This is a genomic window from Pseudomonas sp. QD4 (assembly GCF_049199125.1).
Lineage (GTDB): Bacteria > Pseudomonadota > Gammaproteobacteria > Pseudomonadales > Pseudomonadaceae > Aquipseudomonas.
On the sequence record NZ_JBLZOM010000002.1, the window covers coordinates 1,749,168 to 1,765,199 of the forward strand.

Here is a 16,032-nt window from a genome sequence, read left to right on the forward strand (position 1 = left end):
ATTTTGATTTTTGACGTCAGATTTCCATCACCCGGAAGGGGTGCGCCCGCGGAATCCGACAGACGGGGATCCCGGGGGCCGGACGCGAGCGTTTAAGCGGTTTCGTTGACCGCCAGAATGGTCAGCAGGCCTTGGGCGTGCTCGGCAGCATCCCGACCCAGGCTGGTCAGGTAGCCGCCATCGGGCTGGGTAATCAGGTCTTTGTCGAATAGGCGTTGTGCGGCAGCGATAGCTTTCGGGGCAGCGGTCTGATGAATTTTCAGGCCTTCCTGGGAACTGTCCAGGTTGAAGAGTGCAAGGATTTCCAGTTCGGCAACCAGCTCAGGGGTATACGACATAAGGACTCCAGACTTTCTAGGAATTAGACGACAGCGTTCCTAAGGTGAACGCAGTTGTGCGGCCTGTCCAGTATTCGCGGTGGGCTTTTTCAGTGCGGGGCAGCGGTGTATGGCCGCAGGCGGCTTGTCGGTGCAGTGGTGGCGTCGGTCGCGCCGGGCAAATGCCGGCACGCCACCGGCGACAGGGGGGGGCGACCAGGGGGAGCGCCGGTTGCTTGGATGCAGGCAGGTCCGGCTTTCTGGGTGCAGTCTGGGTTTACTTCTTCTCTGGCGGCAGCTCGGGCAGGGCGCGCAGGGCTGTTTCATACCATTGGGTGTCGAACGCCCGGTCTTCTTCGAGGATGGCGTCGATCTCCACGGCCAGCACGTGGGCCATCAGGCTGAGGATTTCCTCGCGTTCGTAGCCGACCAGGGTCAGCTTGTTGAACGTGGCCTTGGCCGCTGGCGGGTTGTCGCTTTCGATCTGGTTTTCGATCGCTTCGATCAAGGTGTTTTCGGTGAATTCTTCTTCGTCGTGGTCGATGTCGGTCGGCTCGCTCATGGCAGGCTCCTCAAGGAAAGGTCGCCAGTTTACCTGCATTCAGAGCGCTGATGCTGCTGGCGAGAGTGGACCCCAGGATCTATAAAGAGGCGCTGCCAACCCCCTGCACGGCCCGGAGGCTATGTGATGCTCAAGCTCTATGGATTCAGTGTCAGCAACTACTACAACATGGTGAAACTGGCGTTGCTGGAGAAGGGGCTGCCCTTCGAGGAAGTTCCGTTCTACGCCGGCCAAAGCCCGGAAGCGCTGGCCATCAGCCCACGGGGCAAGGTGCCGGTGTTGCACGTGGAGCAGGGCTTTATAAACGAAACCAGCGTGATCCTCGAATACATCGAGCAGACCCAGGCTGGCCCGAAACTGCTGCCCACGGATCCTTACCTGCGAGCGCAGGTGCTGGCCCTGGCCAAGGAGATCGAGCTGTACATCGAGTTGCCGGCCCGCGCCTGCTACCCCGAGGCGTTCTTCGGCATGCCGTTGCCGGCTGTGATCAAGGAAAAATCCCATGCCGACCTGCTGCAGGGGTTCGCCGCCCTGGGCCGACACGCCAAGTTCGCGCCCTATGTGGCGGGCGACAGTCTGAGCGTGGCGGATCTGTATTTCATGTACAGCGTGAGCCTGGCCTGCGCGGTGGGCCAGAAGCTGTTCGGCGTGGATTATCTGGCGCAGATGCCGTCAGCCAAGGTGCTGCTCGAACAACTCGAGCAACGTCCCCATGCCCGGCGCGTGGCGGCTGACAAGGATGCGGCGATGCCGCAGTTCCTGGCGATGGTCGCCAGCAAGAAATAGAACCTCAGGTGGGGCGCCAGCCGGCCCGCTCCAGCGCCAATGGCTGGAACGGGCTGGTCGGCGAGCGGTTTAGCGGCTGGCCAGGAGCGCCTGGCCGCGAACCACGGCAGCCTTGACCTGGGCCGGCGCGGTGCCGCCGATGTGGTCACGGGCATTCACCGAGCCTTCCAGGGTCAGCACGGCGAACACGTCCTGCTCGATCTGATCGCTGAATTTGCGCAGCTCTTCCAGGCTCATTTCCGCCAGGTCCTTGCCGCTTTCCACACCGTACTTCACGGCGTGGCCGACGATTTCGTGGCAATCACGGAATGGCAGGCCGCGACGCACCAGGTAGTCGGCGAGGTCGGTGGCGGTGGAGAAGCCGCGCAGTGCTGCTTCGCGCATGATGGCGTGCTTGGGCTTGATGGCCGGGATCATGTCGGCGAAGGCCCGCAGCGAATCGCGCAGGGTATCGGCGGCGTCGAACAGCGGTTCCTTGTCTTCCTGGTTGTCCTTGTTGTAGGCCAGGGGCTGGCCTTTCATCAGGGTCAGCAGGCCCATCAGGGCGCCGAATACCCGGCCGCTCTTGCCGCGAACCAGCTCCGGCACGTCGGGGTTTTTCTTTTGCGGCATGATCGAGCTGCCGGTGCAGAAGCGGTCCGGAAGGTCGATGAACTGGAACTGCGCGCTGGTCCACAGCACCAACTCTTCGGAGAACCGCGACAAGTGCATCATCGCGATGCTCGCGGCGGCGCAAAATTCGATGGCGAAGTCGCGATCGGAAACGTTGTCCAGGGAGTTGCCGCCGACGGCGTCGAAACCCAGCAGCTGTGCGGTGTATTCACGGTCGATGGGGTAGGTGGTACCGGCCAGTGCGGCGCTGCCCAGGGGCATGCGGTTGGTGCGCTTGCGGCAGTCGACCAGGCGCTCGTAGTCGCGGCTGAGCATTTCGAACCAGGCCAGCATGTGGTGCCCGAAGGTCACCGGCTGCGCGGTTTGCAGGTGAGTGAAGCCGGGCATGATGCTGCCGGCTTCGCGCTCGGCCTGTTCCAGCAGACCTTTTTGCAGACGGGTGATCTCAGCCAGGATCAGGTCGATTTCGTCGCGCAGCCACAGGCGGATATCGGTGGCGACCTGGTCGTTACGGCTACGCCCGGTGTGCAGCTTCTTGCCGGTGATGCCGATGCGGTCGGTCAGGCGCGCCTCGATGTTCATGTGCACGTCTTCCAGGTCGATGCGCCAGTCGAAACTGCCCGCCTCGATTTCGCCCTGGATGGTGTTCAAGCCTTCGATGATGGTGTCGCGCTCGGCATCGGTCAGCACGCCGACCTTGGCCAGCATCGTGGCGTGGGCGATCGAGCCCATGATGTCGTGGCGATACAGGCGCTGGTCGAAAGTGACAGAGGCGGTGAAGCGGGCGACGAAGGCGTCGACGGGTTCACTGAAGCGGCCGCCCCAGGACTGATTGGTCTTGTCAGTGCTCATGAAATCGCTCGTGATCTGCTGAATGGAAATGGCGTGAAAAGTTGTCGCGGATAATAACAGGGTTGCCCGGACTGTCGTTGGCGCCGGTCGGCAGGATTTTTATTTGTCATGGGGCCGGGTTGACGGCTTGTCGCCGGCCTCGGGCGCGCAGAGACTAGGGTCGTGCCCTGCATCGCGCAGGGGACAGCAAGCGGCAATGGCTGGGCGTGGTAGCGATTATGTTGAAACGATATTTTTCGATTGAGCAATATCGTCTTAGCAACCGTCTACAGTTGGACTGTAGTACCAGCGCACTGGCGCAGACCCTTGTGGTCTCGGGCCGGGCCTGGCAATCGAATGTGGCGATCGCTCCCGGCCATGGAGCCCCCGGTACAGCGAGGGTGCACGGGCATAACCTGGGGCGACGGTAGAAGAGGGGGCAGGTATGTCGGGTATCAGCAGACCCTGCGACGGCGTCGTGCTTCCAAGGTTGTGGAGCGGTATCGGGCAGGTCCGGGCAAATATTGGTAACCGGCTTGCGGCACTTTTTGGCCTTCGCACTAGTCTTAGCGTGGATCGCCGTGACGGACGTCACTTCACCTGTCTACGCTATCCTTGTGCGAGACTCACGCAGGAATCCAGCGCTATATGAATGTCCTGATCGTTGATGACGAACCCCAAGCCCGCGAGCGTCTGAGCCGTATGGTCAGTGAACTCGAGGGATACAGTGTCCTGGAGCCCAGCGCCACCAATGGCGATGAGGCGTTGACCCTGATCGACAGCCTGAAGCCGGATATCGTCTTGCTTGATATCCGCATGCCCGGCCTGGACGGTTTGCAGGTCGCCGCCAGGTTATGCGAGCGGGAAACTCCACCCGCCGTGGTGTTTTGCGCGGCCCAGGATGAATTCGCGCTCGAAGCATTCGACGCCAGCGCCGTGGGCCATCTGGTCAAGCCGGTGCGCCCCGAATCCTTGCTCGAAGCCCTCAAGCATGCCGAACGACCCAATCGCGTGCAGCTGGCAGCCTTGACTCGTCCTGCCGCCGAAAGCGGCAATGGGCCGCGCAGTCATATCAGCGCCCGTACCCGCAAGGGGATTGAGCTGATCCCCCTGGCCCAGGTGATCTATTTTATCGCCGATCACAAATACGTGACCTTGCGCCACGAGGGCGGAGAAGTGCTGCTGGACGAGCCGCTCAAAGCGCTTGAAGACGAATTCGGCGATCGTTTTGTGCGCATCCACCGCAATGCCCTGGTGGCCCGCGAGCGCATCGAGCGTTTGCAGCGAACACCCCTGGGGCACTTCCAGTTGTTTCTCAAAGGCCTCAATGGCGACGCCCTGATCGTCAGCCGACGGCATGTCGCGGGCGTGCGCAAAATGATGCAGCAGCTTTAGGACGGCCATGGGACGTCGCCGAGCTGGGCCCCGAGGCCGGGCAGGCGGCGCTGTTTCTGATACAAGTCAAAGCGGATTTGGCTGAGCTGTTATTATCTGCCGTATCTATTCAGTACGGATTGATCCATGTCCTCTCGCGAGATCCGCATCGCTACCCGCAAAAGTGCCCTGGCCTTGTGGCAGGCCGAATATGTCAAAGCCCGTCTCGAAGAGGCCCATCCGGGTCTCGTGGTGACGCTGGTGCCCATGGTCAGTCGCGGCGACAAGCTGCTTGATTCGCCACTGTCGAAAATCGGTGGCAAGGGCCTGTTCGTCAAGGAACTGGAAACCGCGCTGCTGGAGAACCAGGCCGACATCGCCGTGCACTCGATGAAAGACGTGCCCATGGACTTCCCCGAAGGCCTGGGCCTGTTCTGCATCTGCGAACGCGAAGACCCGCGCGACGCCTTTGTTTCCAATACCTACGCCAGCCTTGAGCAATTGCCCGAGGGCAGTATCGTCGGCACCTCCAGCCTGCGTCGTCAGGCGCAGTTGCTGACCCGCCGCCCTGACCTGCAGATCCGCTTTCTGCGTGGCAACGTCAACACCCGGCTGGCCAAGCTGGATGCCGGCGAGTACGACGCGATCATCCTGGCTGCCGCCGGCCTGATCCGCCTGGGTTTTGAAGATCGCATCAGCTCCTCGATCAGTGTCGATGACAGCCTGCCGGCCGGCGGCCAGGGCGCGGTCGGCATCGAATGTCGCACCGCCGACAGCGAGATCCACAAGCTGCTCGTACCGCTGCACCACGCCGACACCGCCACCCGCGTGACCGCCGAGCGTGCCCTCAACAAACACTTGAATGGCGGCTGCCAGGTGCCGATCGCATGCTACGCCGTGCTTGAAGGCGAACAGATCTGGCTGCGTGGCCTGGTCGGCGAGCCGAGTGGGGGCCTGCTGCTCAGCGCGCAAGCCCGTGGCCCGCGTGCTGCGGCATCCGAGTTGGGAGTACAGGTGGCGGAAGACCTGCTGGCCCAGGGCGCCGACGATATTCTGCGTGCAGTCTATGGCGAGGCTGGCGAAGAGTGACCGGCTGGCGTCTGCTGCTGACCCGGCCGACAGAGGAGTCGGCGGCGTTGGCCGCGACTCTGGCAGATGCGGGTTGTTTCAGCAGCAGCCTGCCGCTGTTGGAGATCGAGCCCCTGGTGCTGGGCGAGGCGCAGCGGGCGACGTTGCTGCAACTGGAGCGCTACTGCGCCGTGATCGTGGTCAGCAAGCCGGCCGCACGCCTGGCAATTGAATTGCTCCAGGAGTTCTGGCCACATCCGCCTCGCCAGCGCTGGTTCAGCGTGGGTGCGGCCACCGCACAGATTCTCGCTGACCACGGCCTTGATGTGTTCTACCCGGAACAGGGCGATGACAGCGAAGCCTTGCTTGAGCTTCCCCAGTTGCGCGAGGCTATTGCCCGCCCCGAGCCGCGCGTCCTGATCGTGCGTGGCGAAGGCGGACGCGAGCTGCTGGCTGAGCGCTTGGGCAATCAAGGTGCTAGTGTCGAATACTTGGAACTGTATCGCCGTTGCCTGCCCGCTTATGCCGATGGCAGCCTGGTACGACGTATTCGAGCGGAACGCTTGAACGGGCTGGTGGTCAGCAGTGGACAGGGTTTTACGCACCTGCATCAAATGGCGGGCGCGGCCTGGGACGAATTGGCGCAGTTGCCGTTGTTTGTTCCAAGCCCACGGGTCGCCGAGATGGCGCGTGCTGCCGGGGCCCAAACAGTTGTGGATTGTCGTGGCGCCAGTGCCGCGGCCTTGCTAACGGCGTTACGGGAGCAACCCGTGCCCGTTCTCTAATGCAAAGGATGGATACGTGAGCGAAACGACCTTGCCTGAAGATCAAGTCCAGCCGGCGCTCAACGCCCCGACTGAACCCGCAACCCCAGTCGCCCAGCGTCGCGGTAACGGGTTGGCGATTCTGGCCCTGTTGCTGGGCGCGGCGGGTGTCGCCGCCGGTGGTTGGGGCGTGTGGCAGGTGCGCAACCTGCAAGCCCTCAACCAGCAGCAATTGGCACAACTGCAAACCCTGGGTGACCAGGCGCAGGGCCTGAAGCTCAGCGAGCAGCGGATGGGCACGCGCCTGGATCAAATGCCGCCGGCCAATGAGCTGGAAGCCAGCCGCAACCTGGTGGCGCAATTGCAGCGCGATCAACAACACCTCAGTCAACGCCTGGAGACCGTGCTCAGCGCCAGCCGTAAAGACTGGCGCCTGGCCGAGGCCGAGCATCTGCTGCGCCTGGCCAGCTTGCGCCTTTCGGCATTGCAGGACGTCAACAGCGCGCGGGCCCTGGTCCAGGGCGCCGATCAGATCCTCGGCGAGCAGGACGACTCGGGCGCCTTCGCCGCCCGCGACGCATTGGCCAAGAGCCTGGTCGACTTGCGCAGCGTCAAGCAGCCGGACCGTACCGGGTTGTTCCTGCAATTGGGCGCCTTGCGCGGCCAGGTCCTGCAGCTCACTGCTCTGGCGCCGGAGTTTCACCCAAGTACCGAATCGTCGAACCTGCCGGCTGATGGCGATGGCGCCACCCGCTGGGCACGCTGGTGGGATCAGATCTCGCGCTACATTCGCATCGACTTCGACGCCGACAAGAACATCCAGCCGCTGCTGGCCGGGCAAAGCCTGACCCAGGTGCGCCTGGCACTCAGCCTGGCATTGGAGCAGGCGCAGTGGGCGGCGCTCAATGGCGAGGCAGAGGTTTATGCCCAGGCCCTGGCCGAGGCCCGCGACGTGCTCACCAGCAATTTCAGCCTGGACAATCCGCAAAGCAAACTGATGCTGGAGCAGATAATCGAGGTCGGCAAACAACCGGTGAAGGTGGTGACGCCCGACCTGACCGAGACCCTGAACACCGTCCAGGGGTATCTGGAACGACGTAACCTGCGGGTCGACGAGTCGCTGAAGCCAGCGGCCAAACCTGCCGCCAACCCGGCGCAGGAGACCAGCCCATGAAGCGCGTGTATGTGATTGTACTGCTGGTGGTCGCGGCCATCGGTTTGCTGGGGTTGGCGATTGCCGAGCATCCGGGTTACGTACTGATCGCCTACAGCAGCTTCCGTTATCAATCGAGCTTTTGGGCTGCCCTGGCAGTGGTGGCGCTGATCTGGCTGGCCGTGTGGGGCATCAAAGTGCTGATCGAGCTGGTGACCGCCTCCAGTGGTGTGGTTAACCCCTGGTCGCGCCGCAATCGCAGCCGTCGGGTGCAGATCGCCATCGAGCAGGGCCAGATGGATCTGGCCGAAGGACGCTGGGCCAGTGCCCAGCGGCACCTACATCGGGCGGCCGAAGCCGAGCGCCAACCGCTGCTGTACTACCTTGGCGCGGCGCGGGCGGCCAATGAACTGGGTCACTATGAGGAGTGCGACAGCCTGCTGGAACGTGCCCTGGAGCGTCAGCCCCAGGCCGAGCTGGCAGTGGCCCTGAGTCACGCGCAGTTGCAGACCGACCGTGGCGACACCGACGGTGCGCTGACCACCCTGCAGGCCATGCACGAGCGGCATCCCCACAGCGTGCAAGTGCTGCGTCAATTGCAGCGTTTGCATCAGCAGCGCGGGGACTGGTCGGCGCTTATCCGCCTGCTGCCCGAGTTGCGCAAGGACAAGGTCCTGCCGCCCGCCGAGCTGGTCGAACTGGAGCGTCGGGCCTGGGGTGAGAACCTGACCCTGGCCGGGCGCCGTGAAGAAGACGGCGCGGTGGGTCTGCAGTCCCTGGACCGAGCCTGGCAGCAACTCACCTCCGCTCAGCGTCAGGAGCCGCAACTGGTGCTGGCCTATGCCGACCAACTGCGCCAGCTGGGCGCCGAGGTTCAGGCCGAGGAAGTCTTGCGCGGCGCGCTCAAACGCAAGTACGACAGCCATCTGGCACGCCTCTATGGTCTGTTGCGCGGGGCTGACCCTGCGCGTCAGCTGCAAGCGGCCGAGCACTGGCTCAAGGATCATCCGGATGACCCGAGCCTGCTGCTGACCCTGGGGCGTTTGTGCCTGCAGAACAGCCTGTGGGGCAAGGCGCGGGATTATCTGGAAAGCAGCCTGCGAGTGCAGCGCAATCCTGAAGCCTGTGCCGAGTTGGCGCGGTTGCTGGCCCAACTGGGTGATACCGAGCGCAGTAATCAGCTGTTCCAGGAAGGTCTGGGCATGCTCGACGAGCGCTTGCTGGCCGCACCCTTGCCCGTTCCTGCTCGGGTTTGACGGCCTGCCGGCCGACTCTGCGAGGAGCCGGCCGGACGCTTTCAATCAACGGTTCAATCACTTTGGGCCGATTCGCTTGGAGCTGACGCATGGCGCTTCTTGAAAGGTGCGTGCGCTTTCTCTACCGTGACTGCCTGTTTCTTGCGTAACGGATACGTCATGTCGCTGGCCGGCTCACGCTCGCTTTTTTTCCTGGTATTTGCGGTAGGCGCCTTGGCCTCCTGGGCCGGGTGGCACCTGCAATATGGGGTGGGCCTCGAGCCGTGCTCGCTGTGGAGCGTGCAACGCTTTTTCATCCTGCTGTTCACCGTCGTCAGTCTGGTTGCCGCCGTGCACGGTCCCGGGCGCCAGGGCAGTCGTGGCTACTGGTTGTTGAATCTACTGAGCAGCCTGGGCGGGGTGCTGACCGCCGGGCGGCATGTCTTGCTGCAGAATGTCGCCTCGGATCAGCTGCTGGCGTGCTTGCCGGACATACCTTTCATGCTCAGGAACATGAGCGCGGTGCGCACGCTGCAATTGGTCTTCCAGGGCACCTCGGACTGCGCTGATGTGACCTGGACCCTGGTCGACATGAGCGCGCCGGAGTGGAGCCTGCTGGTGTTCGCTGCAATGCTGGTTTTGAGCGTCTACCGCTTGCTGCGCATGGCTCGGCGGCGGCCGGTCTTGCCCTAAGTCAGGTTTTGGGTAACTGCGGCGGATTAAACACTTGTATGAACTTTATCTCCTGCGTACCTTGAAGCAGTTGTCGCGCGGGCATAATCTGGCCCGCACGTGTCAAAGCTATCTGTTGTTCGATGCCGTTCCGCCTGCTGGGGCTTGAGCTTTCAAGTCATGGGTCAGGAGCAGGGGCGGCATGACCCATAAGGGAAGAGAGATCACCATGCTCGAAAGTTGTCAGAATGCTCAGGAACGCTGGGGTGGAGTGCATCTGCTGATCGATCGCTGGTTGCAGGCACGTCACGAACTGGTTCGGGCCTATGATGCTCTCGGCGCAGAGCCCGAAGCGCTGGCTGAGAATCGCACGCTGCTGCAGGAGTTTTGCGGAATCCTGGTTGATTACGTCTCGGCCGGACACTTCGAAATCTACGAGCAACTGACCAGCGAAGCCAAGGCCTTTGGTGACAAGCGCGGGCTGGAGTTGGCCGAGACCATTTACCCACGGATTGACGTGATCACTGAAAAGCTCCTGACGTTCAATGATCTGTGTGACCAGGGCAAGTGTGTTGCCGAGAAATTCAAGGAGCTCGGCGGCCTGTTGCATGAGCGCTTCGAATTGGAAGACTGCCTGATTGAAGTGCTGCACAACGCGCACAAGGAAGAGGTTGTCGCCCAGGCTTGATTCCCGGCAAGGGCTTTAAAGAAACGGTGCGCATGGCGCGCCGTTTTTCGTTTCTGTGCCTCAGCCGCTGACGCCGAGCAATTCGATCTCGAACACCAGCGGTGTGTAAGGCTCGATCAGATCCCCGGCACCTTCGGCGCCGTAGGCCTGGGCCGAGGGGATGACCAAGCGCCATTTGGCGCCCGTCGGCATCTGCTGCAAGGCGCTGCGCCAGCCGGCAATCACGCTGTCGAGACGAAACCATTGAGGCTGGTTGCTCTGGTCGAACACCGTCCCATCGGGCAAGCGCCCGACATACTTGACCTGCACCGACCCGTTGGGCCCTGCCTTGGCGCCGCTGCCGGGGACGAGTTCGGTGAGCAGGATGCCATCTGCCAATGGGCGAACGCCTGGCTTGGCTTTTTCTTCGCTGAGAAAACGCTGTTCTTTCTCCAAGGCGATTTCGCTCTGGGGCTTGGCCGATTGCGCGCTGACCTGGGCCTCGTGCTGCGCGAGCACCTGCTCGATACGCTCATCGGTAAGGGCCAGCGGCTTGCCTTGGTAGGCTTGTTTCAAGCCGTCCACCAGGGCTTGCAGTTCAAGGTCGGGCACCTCCTGACGCAGCCGTTCGCCCAGGCTGGCGCCGAGGCTGTAGGCGAGATCGCGGGTGTCGTTTTGCGGTGCTTTTTCGCCAGCCTGGGCCAGGGGCAAGAGCAGACTCAACGATAAAAAAAGGTAACGCGACATGGGCGTTCTCCGGCCTGAGAGGGTGTGGATTATGCCAGTGTGAGGGAGGCGGCTGCAGGGCAACTTTGCAGAGGCGGAACAACATTTTCAATCGGCTGCAACGCCGGGCTTTCGATACTGTCAACATGACCTAGCGGCGGTAGCAGCAGAGGTCTAGTATGAGCCGCAACTCACGTCAGCCAGGAGGTAACCCATGTCGGCGAATAAGAAGCCTGTAAACACTCCGTTGCATTTGCTCCAACAGCTTTCGGGCAGCTTGCTCGAACATTTGGAAAACGCTTGTTCGCAAGCCTTGGCTGATGCTGAAAAACTGCTCGCCAAGCTGGAAAAGCAACGGGGCAAGGCGCAAGAAAAACTGCACAAATCGCGCACCAAATTGCAGGACGCCGCGGCGGCCGGCAAGGCCAAGGCACAGGCCAAAGCCAAGGACGCAGTGAAAGAACTTGAAGACCTGCTGGATGCGCTGAAGGCGCGTCAATCCGAAACCCGCACCTACATTCTGCAACTTAAACGCGATGCCCAGGAAAGCCTGAAACTGGCTCAGGGTGTTGGTCGTGTGAAAGAGGCCGTAGCCAAGGCGCTGACCTCGCGTGCAGCCAAACCTGCTGCTCCTGCGCAGAAACCTGCTGCCAAAGCTGCAGCCAAGGCGCCGGCCAAGGCAGCCGCCAAGCCTGCAGCAAAACCCGCGGCCAAAGCTGCGAGCAAGCCAGCAGCCAAGCCCGCCGCGAAAAAACCAGGCGCCGCCAGCGCCGCGAAACCGGCTGTTAAAACCGCAGCTGCCAAACCGGCTGCCAAGCCTGCTGCCGCTAAACCGGTTGCCGCAAAACCTGCCGCCAAGCCGGCTGCCAAAACCGCTGCTGCAAAACCTGCCGCTAAACCCGCTGCCAAGCCTGCAGCTAAACCAGTCGCCAAGACTGCCGCAGCCAAACCCGCAGCGACCAAGCCTGCAGCCAAACCAGTAGCAGCCAAGACCGCGGCCAAGCCAGCGGCTAAACCTGCTGCGGCAAAGGCACCGGCTAAACCAGCGGCCAAACCCGCTGCAGCAAAGGCACCGGCTAAACCGGCAGCCAAACCTGCTGCTTCCGCTGCTGCAAAACCCGCTGCAAAACCTGTTGCTGCCAAACCGGCCGCAGCCAAACCAGCGGCCAAGCCAGCTGCAAAACCTGCCGCGAAAAAACCGGTTGCTGCCAAGCCTGCAGCCAAGCCCGCCGCTGCAAAGCCGGCCACCGCTCCAGCGGCCGCCAAGCCTGCGACTCCGGCAACTCCAGCAGCCAAACCGGCGGCACCTGCTCCAGTAGCTGCGCCAACATCGGCAACTCCTGCCAGCGCCCCTACCGGCAGCACCACGCCAACCAGCGCCTCTTAAGCGCCGGTCACCGCGACGCGCAGCGCCTGCAGCGCATCGCGGTCAAGGTTGGCGGCTTCGGCCGCCAGACCTTGCACCCAGGGCCATAAATCTTCGGCCTCAGCCTGCGGCCAATCCCTCGCCAGTGCTTCCAGGCGCAGTAGCAACTGCCGTTCTGCTTGCAGCTCCAGGGCCTTCACTTGCTCACGCAACGCTTTCAACTCGTGGTCGTCATTGGCCGCCTGGCGCCACCCTGTGCGCAACTGGCGCAGCGGCTGCACCACCTCTTCATGCCAGGGCGCAGCCAGCGCGTGCAGCTGTGACAGGCGCGAGCTGTTGCAGGCAACCCCACGTCCACCCAGCCAGGCAGCACACAGCAGCAGGCACACGTTGGCCCCTGCCGCCTGCAATTGCAGGCAGGCCGGTTCCACACCAGGGCGGGCGTAGGTCTTGAGGGTGTAGCTCCACAGGTCAGAGGACATATTGCTACTCGCGCCAGTTGCGAGCGAAGCTGGTAGACTCCGCCGCCATTATGATTCGACTTCAGAACCTGACTTTACAGCGTGGTCCGCAACGTCTGCTAGAAGACGCCGAGCTGACCCTGCACGCCGGCCACAAAGCCGGCCTGATCGGTGCCAACGGCGCCGGCAAATCCAGCCTGTTCGCCCTGCTGCGCGGGGAGCTGCACCCGGATTCCGGTGACTGCTTCCTGCCTGCCGACTGGCGCATCGCCCATATGCGGCAGGAGGTCGACACGCTGGAGCGCCTGGCGGTCGACTACGTGCTCGATGGCGACCTGCGACTGCGCCAGGTACAGCGTGAGCTGGCCGACGCCGAGGCGGCCCATGACGGTGCCGCCCAGGCCCGCCTGCACTCCGAACTGGACAGCGCCGACGGCTACACCGCCGATGCCCGGGCGCGCAAGCTGCTGGCCGGCCTGGGGTTCACCAACGAGCAGATGGACCGCCCGGTCGGCGACTTCTCCGGGGGCTGGCGGATGCGCCTGAACCTGGCGCAGGCGCTGATGTGCCCGTCGGACCTGTTGTTGCTCGATGAGCCGACCAACCACTTGGACCTCGACGCCATTATCTGGCTCGAAGAGTGGCTCAAGAGCTACCCGGGAACCTTGCTGCTGATTTCCCACGACCGCGACTTCCTGGATGCCGTGGTCGATCACGTGGCCCACGTCGATCAGCGCAAGATCACCCTGTACCGTGGCGGTTACACCGCGTTCGAACGCGCCCGTGCCGAGCGTCTGGCCCAGCAACAGCAGGCCTACGAGAAGCAGCAGGCGCAGCGCGCGCACATGGAAAGCTACATCGCCCGGTTCAAGGCCCAGGCCACCAAGGCGCGCCAGGCCCAGAGCCGGATCAAGGCCCTGGAGCGGATGGAAGAGTTGTCTGCCGCCCACGTCGATTCGCCGTTCGACTTCGTGTTCCGCGAGTCGACGAAGATCTCCAGCCCCTTGATCGACCTGTCTGATGCTCGCCTGGGTTATGGCGACAAGACCGTGCTGGAGAAGGTCAAGCTGCAACTGACCCCGGGTGCGCGTATCGGCCTGCTGGGCCCCAACGGTGCCGGCAAGTCGACCCTGATCAAAAACCTCGCCGGTGAACTCGAGCCGCTGGCCGGGCGCCTGACCCGGGGTGAAAACACCGTGGTTGGCTATTTCGCCCAGCACCAACTGGACTCCCTCGACGCCAAGGCCAGCCCGCTGCTGCACCTGCAGCGCCTGGCGCCTACCGAGCGCGAGCAGACCCTGCGCGACTTCCTTGGCGGTTTCGACTTCCGTGGCGCGCGGATCGACGAGCCTGTGCTGAATTTCTCCGGCGGCGAAAAAGCCCGCCTGGCCCTGGCCCTGATCGCCTGGGAGCGGCCGAACCTGCTGCTGCTCGACGAACCGACCAACCACCTGGACCTGGAAATGCGCCTGGCACTGACCATGGCGTTGCAGGAGTTCAGCGGTGCGGTACTGGTGGTCTCTCACGATCGCCATCTGCTCAAGAGCACCACCGACAATTTCTACCTGGTGGCCGACGGCAAGGTCGAAGAGTTCGATGGCGACCTCGACGACTACACCCGCTGGCTGGTGGATTACCGTCAGCGCAACGCTCCGGTCAGCACGACGCCGGTCAACCCGGACAAGACCGACAAGAAGGCCCAGCGCCAGGCCGCTGCTGCGTTGCGCCAGCAACTGGCGCCGCACAAGCGTGAGGCCGACAAGCTCGAAGCCGAGTTGGGCAAGCTGCACGAGAAACTGGCGAAGATCGATGCCAGCCTCGGCGACAGCGATATCTACGAACCTGCGCGCAAGAACGACCTGCGGGACCTGCTGGCCGAACAGGCCAAACTCAAGGTGCGCGAAGCCGAGCTTGAAGAAGCCTGGATGGAAGCCCTGGAGCTGCTGGAAAGCATGCAGGCGGAGCTGGAGGCGCTGTCCTGATGGAGGCCCTTCAGTTGCCACTGCCGGCGCAGTGGGTCGGCCCCTTGTGGATTGCCCTGCAAATTGTCCTGATCCTGCTGGCCGGGTACCTGGCGCAGCGCTTCGTGGCGCGTTGCCTGACCCGCCTTGGAGAGCGCTATCCGTTTCCGCCGCAGTTGCTGATGCCGCTGCGCGGAGGCCTGCGCTGGCTGATCATGGGCAGCGCGCTGATCTTTGTCCTGGAGCGCCTGGGGGTTTCGGCGACGGTGCTGTGGACAGCCCTGTCGGGGTTTGTCGCGGTGGCGGCGGTGGCGTTCTTTGCCATGTGGAGCGTGCTCTCCAACCTGCTCTGCGCGATTCTGATTTTCACCGTCGGGCCGTTTCGCCTGGGGGATATCGTCGAGTTGGTCGATACCGTCGACAAGCCCGGGGTCAAGGGCCGGGTAGTGGCGATCAACCTGCTGTACACCACCCTGGTCGAGGCGGAAGAAGCCGGTACCGGCAGCGCCATGGTGCAGGTGCCCAACAGCCTGTTCTTCCAGCGCTCGGTGCGGCGTTGGCGCGGGAATGATGTGCTGCCTATCGGGACGGGTGGGAAGTAGGGCTCTGCAATCTGCCGAGGGTTCTTCGGTGGCGGCTGGGGCAGCGTCCAAACGCGGCCCCAGCCTGCGGCAGCGGCTACCGGACGCACACCTCATCTTCTCCTGACACCTTGCGCGCCCTAGAAAAAAACATGGTCAGCCGCGAGTCGGAGGATTAGCTTAGGCAGCCACGATTGATTCGATCCGAGGTGCGCGATGGTTCTTGAGACATGGCTGGCGTTTTTTGCCGCCTGCTGGGTGATCAGTCTTTCCCCGGGTGCCGGCGCCATTGCGTCAATGTCCTGCGGTCTGCAATACGGTTTCTGGCGTGGCTACTGGAATGCCCTGGGCCTGCAACTGGGCCTGGCGTTGCAGATTGCGATCGTCGCCGCGGGCGTGGGGGCGATCCTCGCGGCGTCCGCCACCGCCTTCTACGCCATCAAGTGGTTTGGCGTGGCGTACCTGGTGTACCTCGCGGTCAAGCAATGGCGCGCACTGCCCAGCGACATGAGCGATGACGCGGCGATCCGCCCCATCGGCAAGCCCCTGGCCCTGGTTTTTCGCGGCTTCCTGGTCAATGTCAGCAACCCCAAGGCCCTGGTGTTCATGCTGGCGGTGTTGCCGCAGTTCATCGATCCCCATGCGCCGCTGATCAAGCAATACCTGATCCTGGGCGGCACCATGATTGTGGTCGACCTGATCGTCATGGCCGGCTACACCGGCCTGGCCTCCAAAGTGCTGCGCCTGTTGCGCACGCCGACCCAGCAGCGGCGGATGAACCGCACCTTTGCCGGGCTGTTCATCGGGGCCGCAGGGCTATTGGCGACCATTCGCAAAGCCGCGATCTAAACCTGGCGGGCATAAAAAAAGGCGACCTCGAAGGTCGCCTTTTTCAT

At 63.1% G+C, this 16,032-nt stretch carries 17 protein-coding genes and 1 pseudogene; 13 read left to right on the forward strand and 5 right to left on the reverse strand.

Annotation, left to right across the window (positions count from 1 at the left end):
- Positions 1-92 precede the first annotated feature (92 nt).
- Complete coding sequence (locus tag ACOZJV_RS19035; RefSeq protein WP_020295974.1) at positions 93-338, reverse strand: TIGR02647 family protein; 246 nt, start codon at positions 336-338, stop codon at positions 93-95.
- Between the two features lie 256 nt (positions 339-594).
- Positions 595-879, reverse strand: coding sequence for a hypothetical protein (locus tag ACOZJV_RS19040; protein WP_020295973.1), 285 nt, complete (start codon positions 877-879; stop codon positions 595-597).
- Between the two features lie 126 nt (positions 880-1,005).
- On the opposite strand from ACOZJV_RS19040, the gene ACOZJV_RS19045 reads away from it, so the two are divergent.
- Positions 1,006-1,665 (forward strand): glutathione S-transferase family protein, encoded by a 660-nt coding sequence (locus ACOZJV_RS19045; RefSeq protein ID WP_421548233.1) that lies wholly within the window; start codon positions 1,006-1,008, stop codon positions 1,663-1,665.
- Positions 1,666-1,734: 69 nt separating this feature from the next.
- Here the strand turns inward: ACOZJV_RS19045 and argH are convergent, their stop codons facing one another.
- On the reverse strand, positions 1,735-3,129 hold the full coding sequence (gene argH / locus ACOZJV_RS19050) for an argininosuccinate lyase (protein WP_020295971.1): 1,395 nt from the start codon (positions 3,127-3,129) through the stop codon (positions 1,735-1,737).
- Positions 3,130-3,628: 499 nt separating this feature from the next.
- On the opposite strand from argH, the pseudogene ACOZJV_RS19055 reads away from it, so the two are divergent.
- The 8 genes and pseudogenes from ACOZJV_RS19055 to ACOZJV_RS19090 form a co-directional block, all read left to right on the forward strand.
- Positions 3,629-3,760, forward strand: a pseudogene (locus ACOZJV_RS19055) (sensor histidine kinase); the annotation flags it as partial.
- Entirely contained in the window at positions 3,757-4,503 is a 747-nt protein-coding gene (locus ACOZJV_RS19060) for a LytR/AlgR family response regulator transcription factor (protein WP_078470496.1), read from the forward strand. The pseudogene ACOZJV_RS19055 and the gene ACOZJV_RS19060, both read left to right, overlap by 4 nt.
- 126 nt (positions 4,504-4,629) lie before the next feature.
- Positions 4,630-5,571: a hydroxymethylbilane synthase gene (hemC, locus tag ACOZJV_RS19065; RefSeq protein WP_421548234.1), complete on the forward strand. Its 942-nt coding sequence runs from the start codon at positions 4,630-4,632 to the stop codon at positions 5,569-5,571.
- Positions 5,568-6,335, forward strand: coding sequence for a uroporphyrinogen-III synthase (locus ACOZJV_RS19070; protein WP_421548235.1), 768 nt, complete (start codon positions 5,568-5,570; stop codon positions 6,333-6,335). Before hemC ends, ACOZJV_RS19070 begins: the two co-directional genes overlap by 4 nt.
- Before the next feature lie 16 nt (positions 6,336-6,351).
- Positions 6,352-7,488, forward strand: a complete 1,137-nt coding sequence (locus tag ACOZJV_RS19075; protein WP_421548236.1) for a uroporphyrinogen-III C-methyltransferase — start codon at positions 6,352-6,354, stop codon at positions 7,486-7,488.
- On the forward strand, positions 7,485-8,723 hold the full coding sequence (locus ACOZJV_RS19080) for a heme biosynthesis protein HemY (RefSeq protein ID WP_078470500.1): 1,239 nt from the start codon (positions 7,485-7,487) through the stop codon (positions 8,721-8,723). The genes ACOZJV_RS19075 and ACOZJV_RS19080 overlap by 4 nt, the downstream gene beginning before the upstream one ends.
- A gap of 159 nt (positions 8,724-8,882) precedes the next feature.
- Positions 8,883-9,395, forward strand: a complete 513-nt coding sequence (locus ACOZJV_RS19085) for a disulfide bond formation protein B (protein ID WP_421548237.1) — start codon at positions 8,883-8,885, stop codon at positions 9,393-9,395.
- A gap of 208 nt (positions 9,396-9,603) precedes the next feature.
- Complete coding sequence (locus ACOZJV_RS19090) at positions 9,604-10,062, forward strand: Rsd/AlgQ family anti-sigma factor (RefSeq protein ID WP_078470502.1); 459 nt, start codon at positions 9,604-9,606, stop codon at positions 10,060-10,062.
- A 60-nt stretch (positions 10,063-10,122) separates the two neighbouring features.
- Here ACOZJV_RS19090 and ACOZJV_RS19095 read toward each other — a convergent pair whose 3' ends face one another.
- The gene (locus ACOZJV_RS19095; protein WP_421548238.1) at positions 10,123-10,788 is read right to left on the reverse strand and encodes an FKBP-type peptidyl-prolyl cis-trans isomerase; all 666 of its coding nucleotides are present in this window, start codon (positions 10,786-10,788) and stop codon (positions 10,123-10,125) included.
- A 193-nt stretch (positions 10,789-10,981) separates the two neighbouring features.
- Between ACOZJV_RS19095 and ACOZJV_RS19100 the strand changes: the two genes are divergently transcribed.
- Positions 10,982-12,154, forward strand: a complete 1,173-nt coding sequence (locus tag ACOZJV_RS19100; protein WP_421548239.1) for an AlgP family protein — start codon at positions 10,982-10,984, stop codon at positions 12,152-12,154.
- On the opposite strand, the gene ACOZJV_RS19105 is transcribed toward ACOZJV_RS19100, so the two are convergent.
- On the reverse strand, positions 12,151-12,615 hold the full coding sequence (locus tag ACOZJV_RS19105) for a TIGR02444 family protein (RefSeq protein ID WP_421548240.1): 465 nt from the start codon (positions 12,613-12,615) through the stop codon (positions 12,151-12,153). The two genes, ACOZJV_RS19100 and ACOZJV_RS19105, sit on opposite strands and share 4 nt — an antisense overlap.
- A gap of 50 nt (positions 12,616-12,665) precedes the next feature.
- Between ACOZJV_RS19105 and ACOZJV_RS19110 the strand changes: the two genes are divergently transcribed.
- From ACOZJV_RS19110 to ACOZJV_RS19120, 3 genes are all read left to right on the forward strand, one after another.
- On the forward strand, positions 12,666-14,576 hold the full coding sequence (locus ACOZJV_RS19110; protein WP_201128528.1) for an ATP-binding cassette domain-containing protein: 1,911 nt from the start codon (positions 12,666-12,668) through the stop codon (positions 14,574-14,576).
- Positions 14,576-15,157 (forward strand): mechanosensitive ion channel family protein, encoded by a 582-nt coding sequence (locus ACOZJV_RS19115; protein WP_201128523.1) that lies wholly within the window; start codon positions 14,576-14,578, stop codon positions 15,155-15,157. Before ACOZJV_RS19110 ends, ACOZJV_RS19115 begins: the two co-directional genes overlap by 1 nt.
- Positions 15,158-15,352: 195 nt before the next feature.
- Positions 15,353-15,985, forward strand: coding sequence for a LysE family transporter (locus ACOZJV_RS19120; RefSeq protein ID WP_078470508.1), 633 nt, complete (start codon positions 15,353-15,355; stop codon positions 15,983-15,985).
- Positions 15,986-16,032 lie beyond the last annotated feature (47 nt).

Excerpts from the sequence above, each read along its gene's own strand:
- ACOZJV_RS19035 (WP_020295974.1), bottom strand. The coding sequence starts at position 338 with ATGTCGTATACCCCTGAGCTGGTTGCCGAACTGGAAATCCTTGCACTC.
- ACOZJV_RS19040 (WP_020295973.1), bottom strand. The coding sequence starts at position 879 with ATGAGCGAGCCGACCGACATCGACCACGACGAAGAAGAATTCACCGAA.
- ACOZJV_RS19045 (WP_421548233.1), top strand. The coding sequence starts at position 1,006 with ATGCTCAAGCTCTATGGATTCAGTGTCAGCAACTACTACAACATGGTG.
- argH (WP_020295971.1), bottom strand. The coding sequence starts at position 3,129 with ATGAGCACTGACAAGACCAATCAGTCCTGGGGCGGCCGCTTCAGTGAA.
- ACOZJV_RS19060 (WP_078470496.1), top strand. The coding sequence starts at position 3,757 with ATGAATGTCCTGATCGTTGATGACGAACCCCAAGCCCGCGAGCGTCTG.
- hemC (WP_421548234.1), top strand. The coding sequence starts at position 4,630 with ATGTCCTCTCGCGAGATCCGCATCGCTACCCGCAAAAGTGCCCTGGCC.
- ACOZJV_RS19080 (WP_078470500.1), top strand. The coding sequence starts at position 7,485 with ATGAAGCGCGTGTATGTGATTGTACTGCTGGTGGTCGCGGCCATCGGT.
- ACOZJV_RS19085 (WP_421548237.1), top strand. The coding sequence starts at position 8,883 with ATGTCGCTGGCCGGCTCACGCTCGCTTTTTTTCCTGGTATTTGCGGTA.
- ACOZJV_RS19090 (WP_078470502.1), top strand. The coding sequence starts at position 9,604 with ATGCTCGAAAGTTGTCAGAATGCTCAGGAACGCTGGGGTGGAGTGCAT.
- ACOZJV_RS19095 (WP_421548238.1), bottom strand. The coding sequence starts at position 10,788 with ATGTCGCGTTACCTTTTTTTATCGTTGAGTCTGCTCTTGCCCCTGGCC.
- ACOZJV_RS19100 (WP_421548239.1), top strand. The coding sequence starts at position 10,982 with ATGTCGGCGAATAAGAAGCCTGTAAACACTCCGTTGCATTTGCTCCAA.
- ACOZJV_RS19105 (WP_421548240.1), bottom strand. The coding sequence starts at position 12,615 with ATGTCCTCTGACCTGTGGAGCTACACCCTCAAGACCTACGCCCGCCCT.
- ACOZJV_RS19110 (WP_201128528.1), top strand. The coding sequence starts at position 12,666 with ATGATTCGACTTCAGAACCTGACTTTACAGCGTGGTCCGCAACGTCTG.
- ACOZJV_RS19115 (WP_201128523.1), top strand. The coding sequence starts at position 14,576 with ATGGAGGCCCTTCAGTTGCCACTGCCGGCGCAGTGGGTCGGCCCCTTG.
- ACOZJV_RS19120 (WP_078470508.1), top strand. The coding sequence starts at position 15,353 with ATGGTTCTTGAGACATGGCTGGCGTTTTTTGCCGCCTGCTGGGTGATC.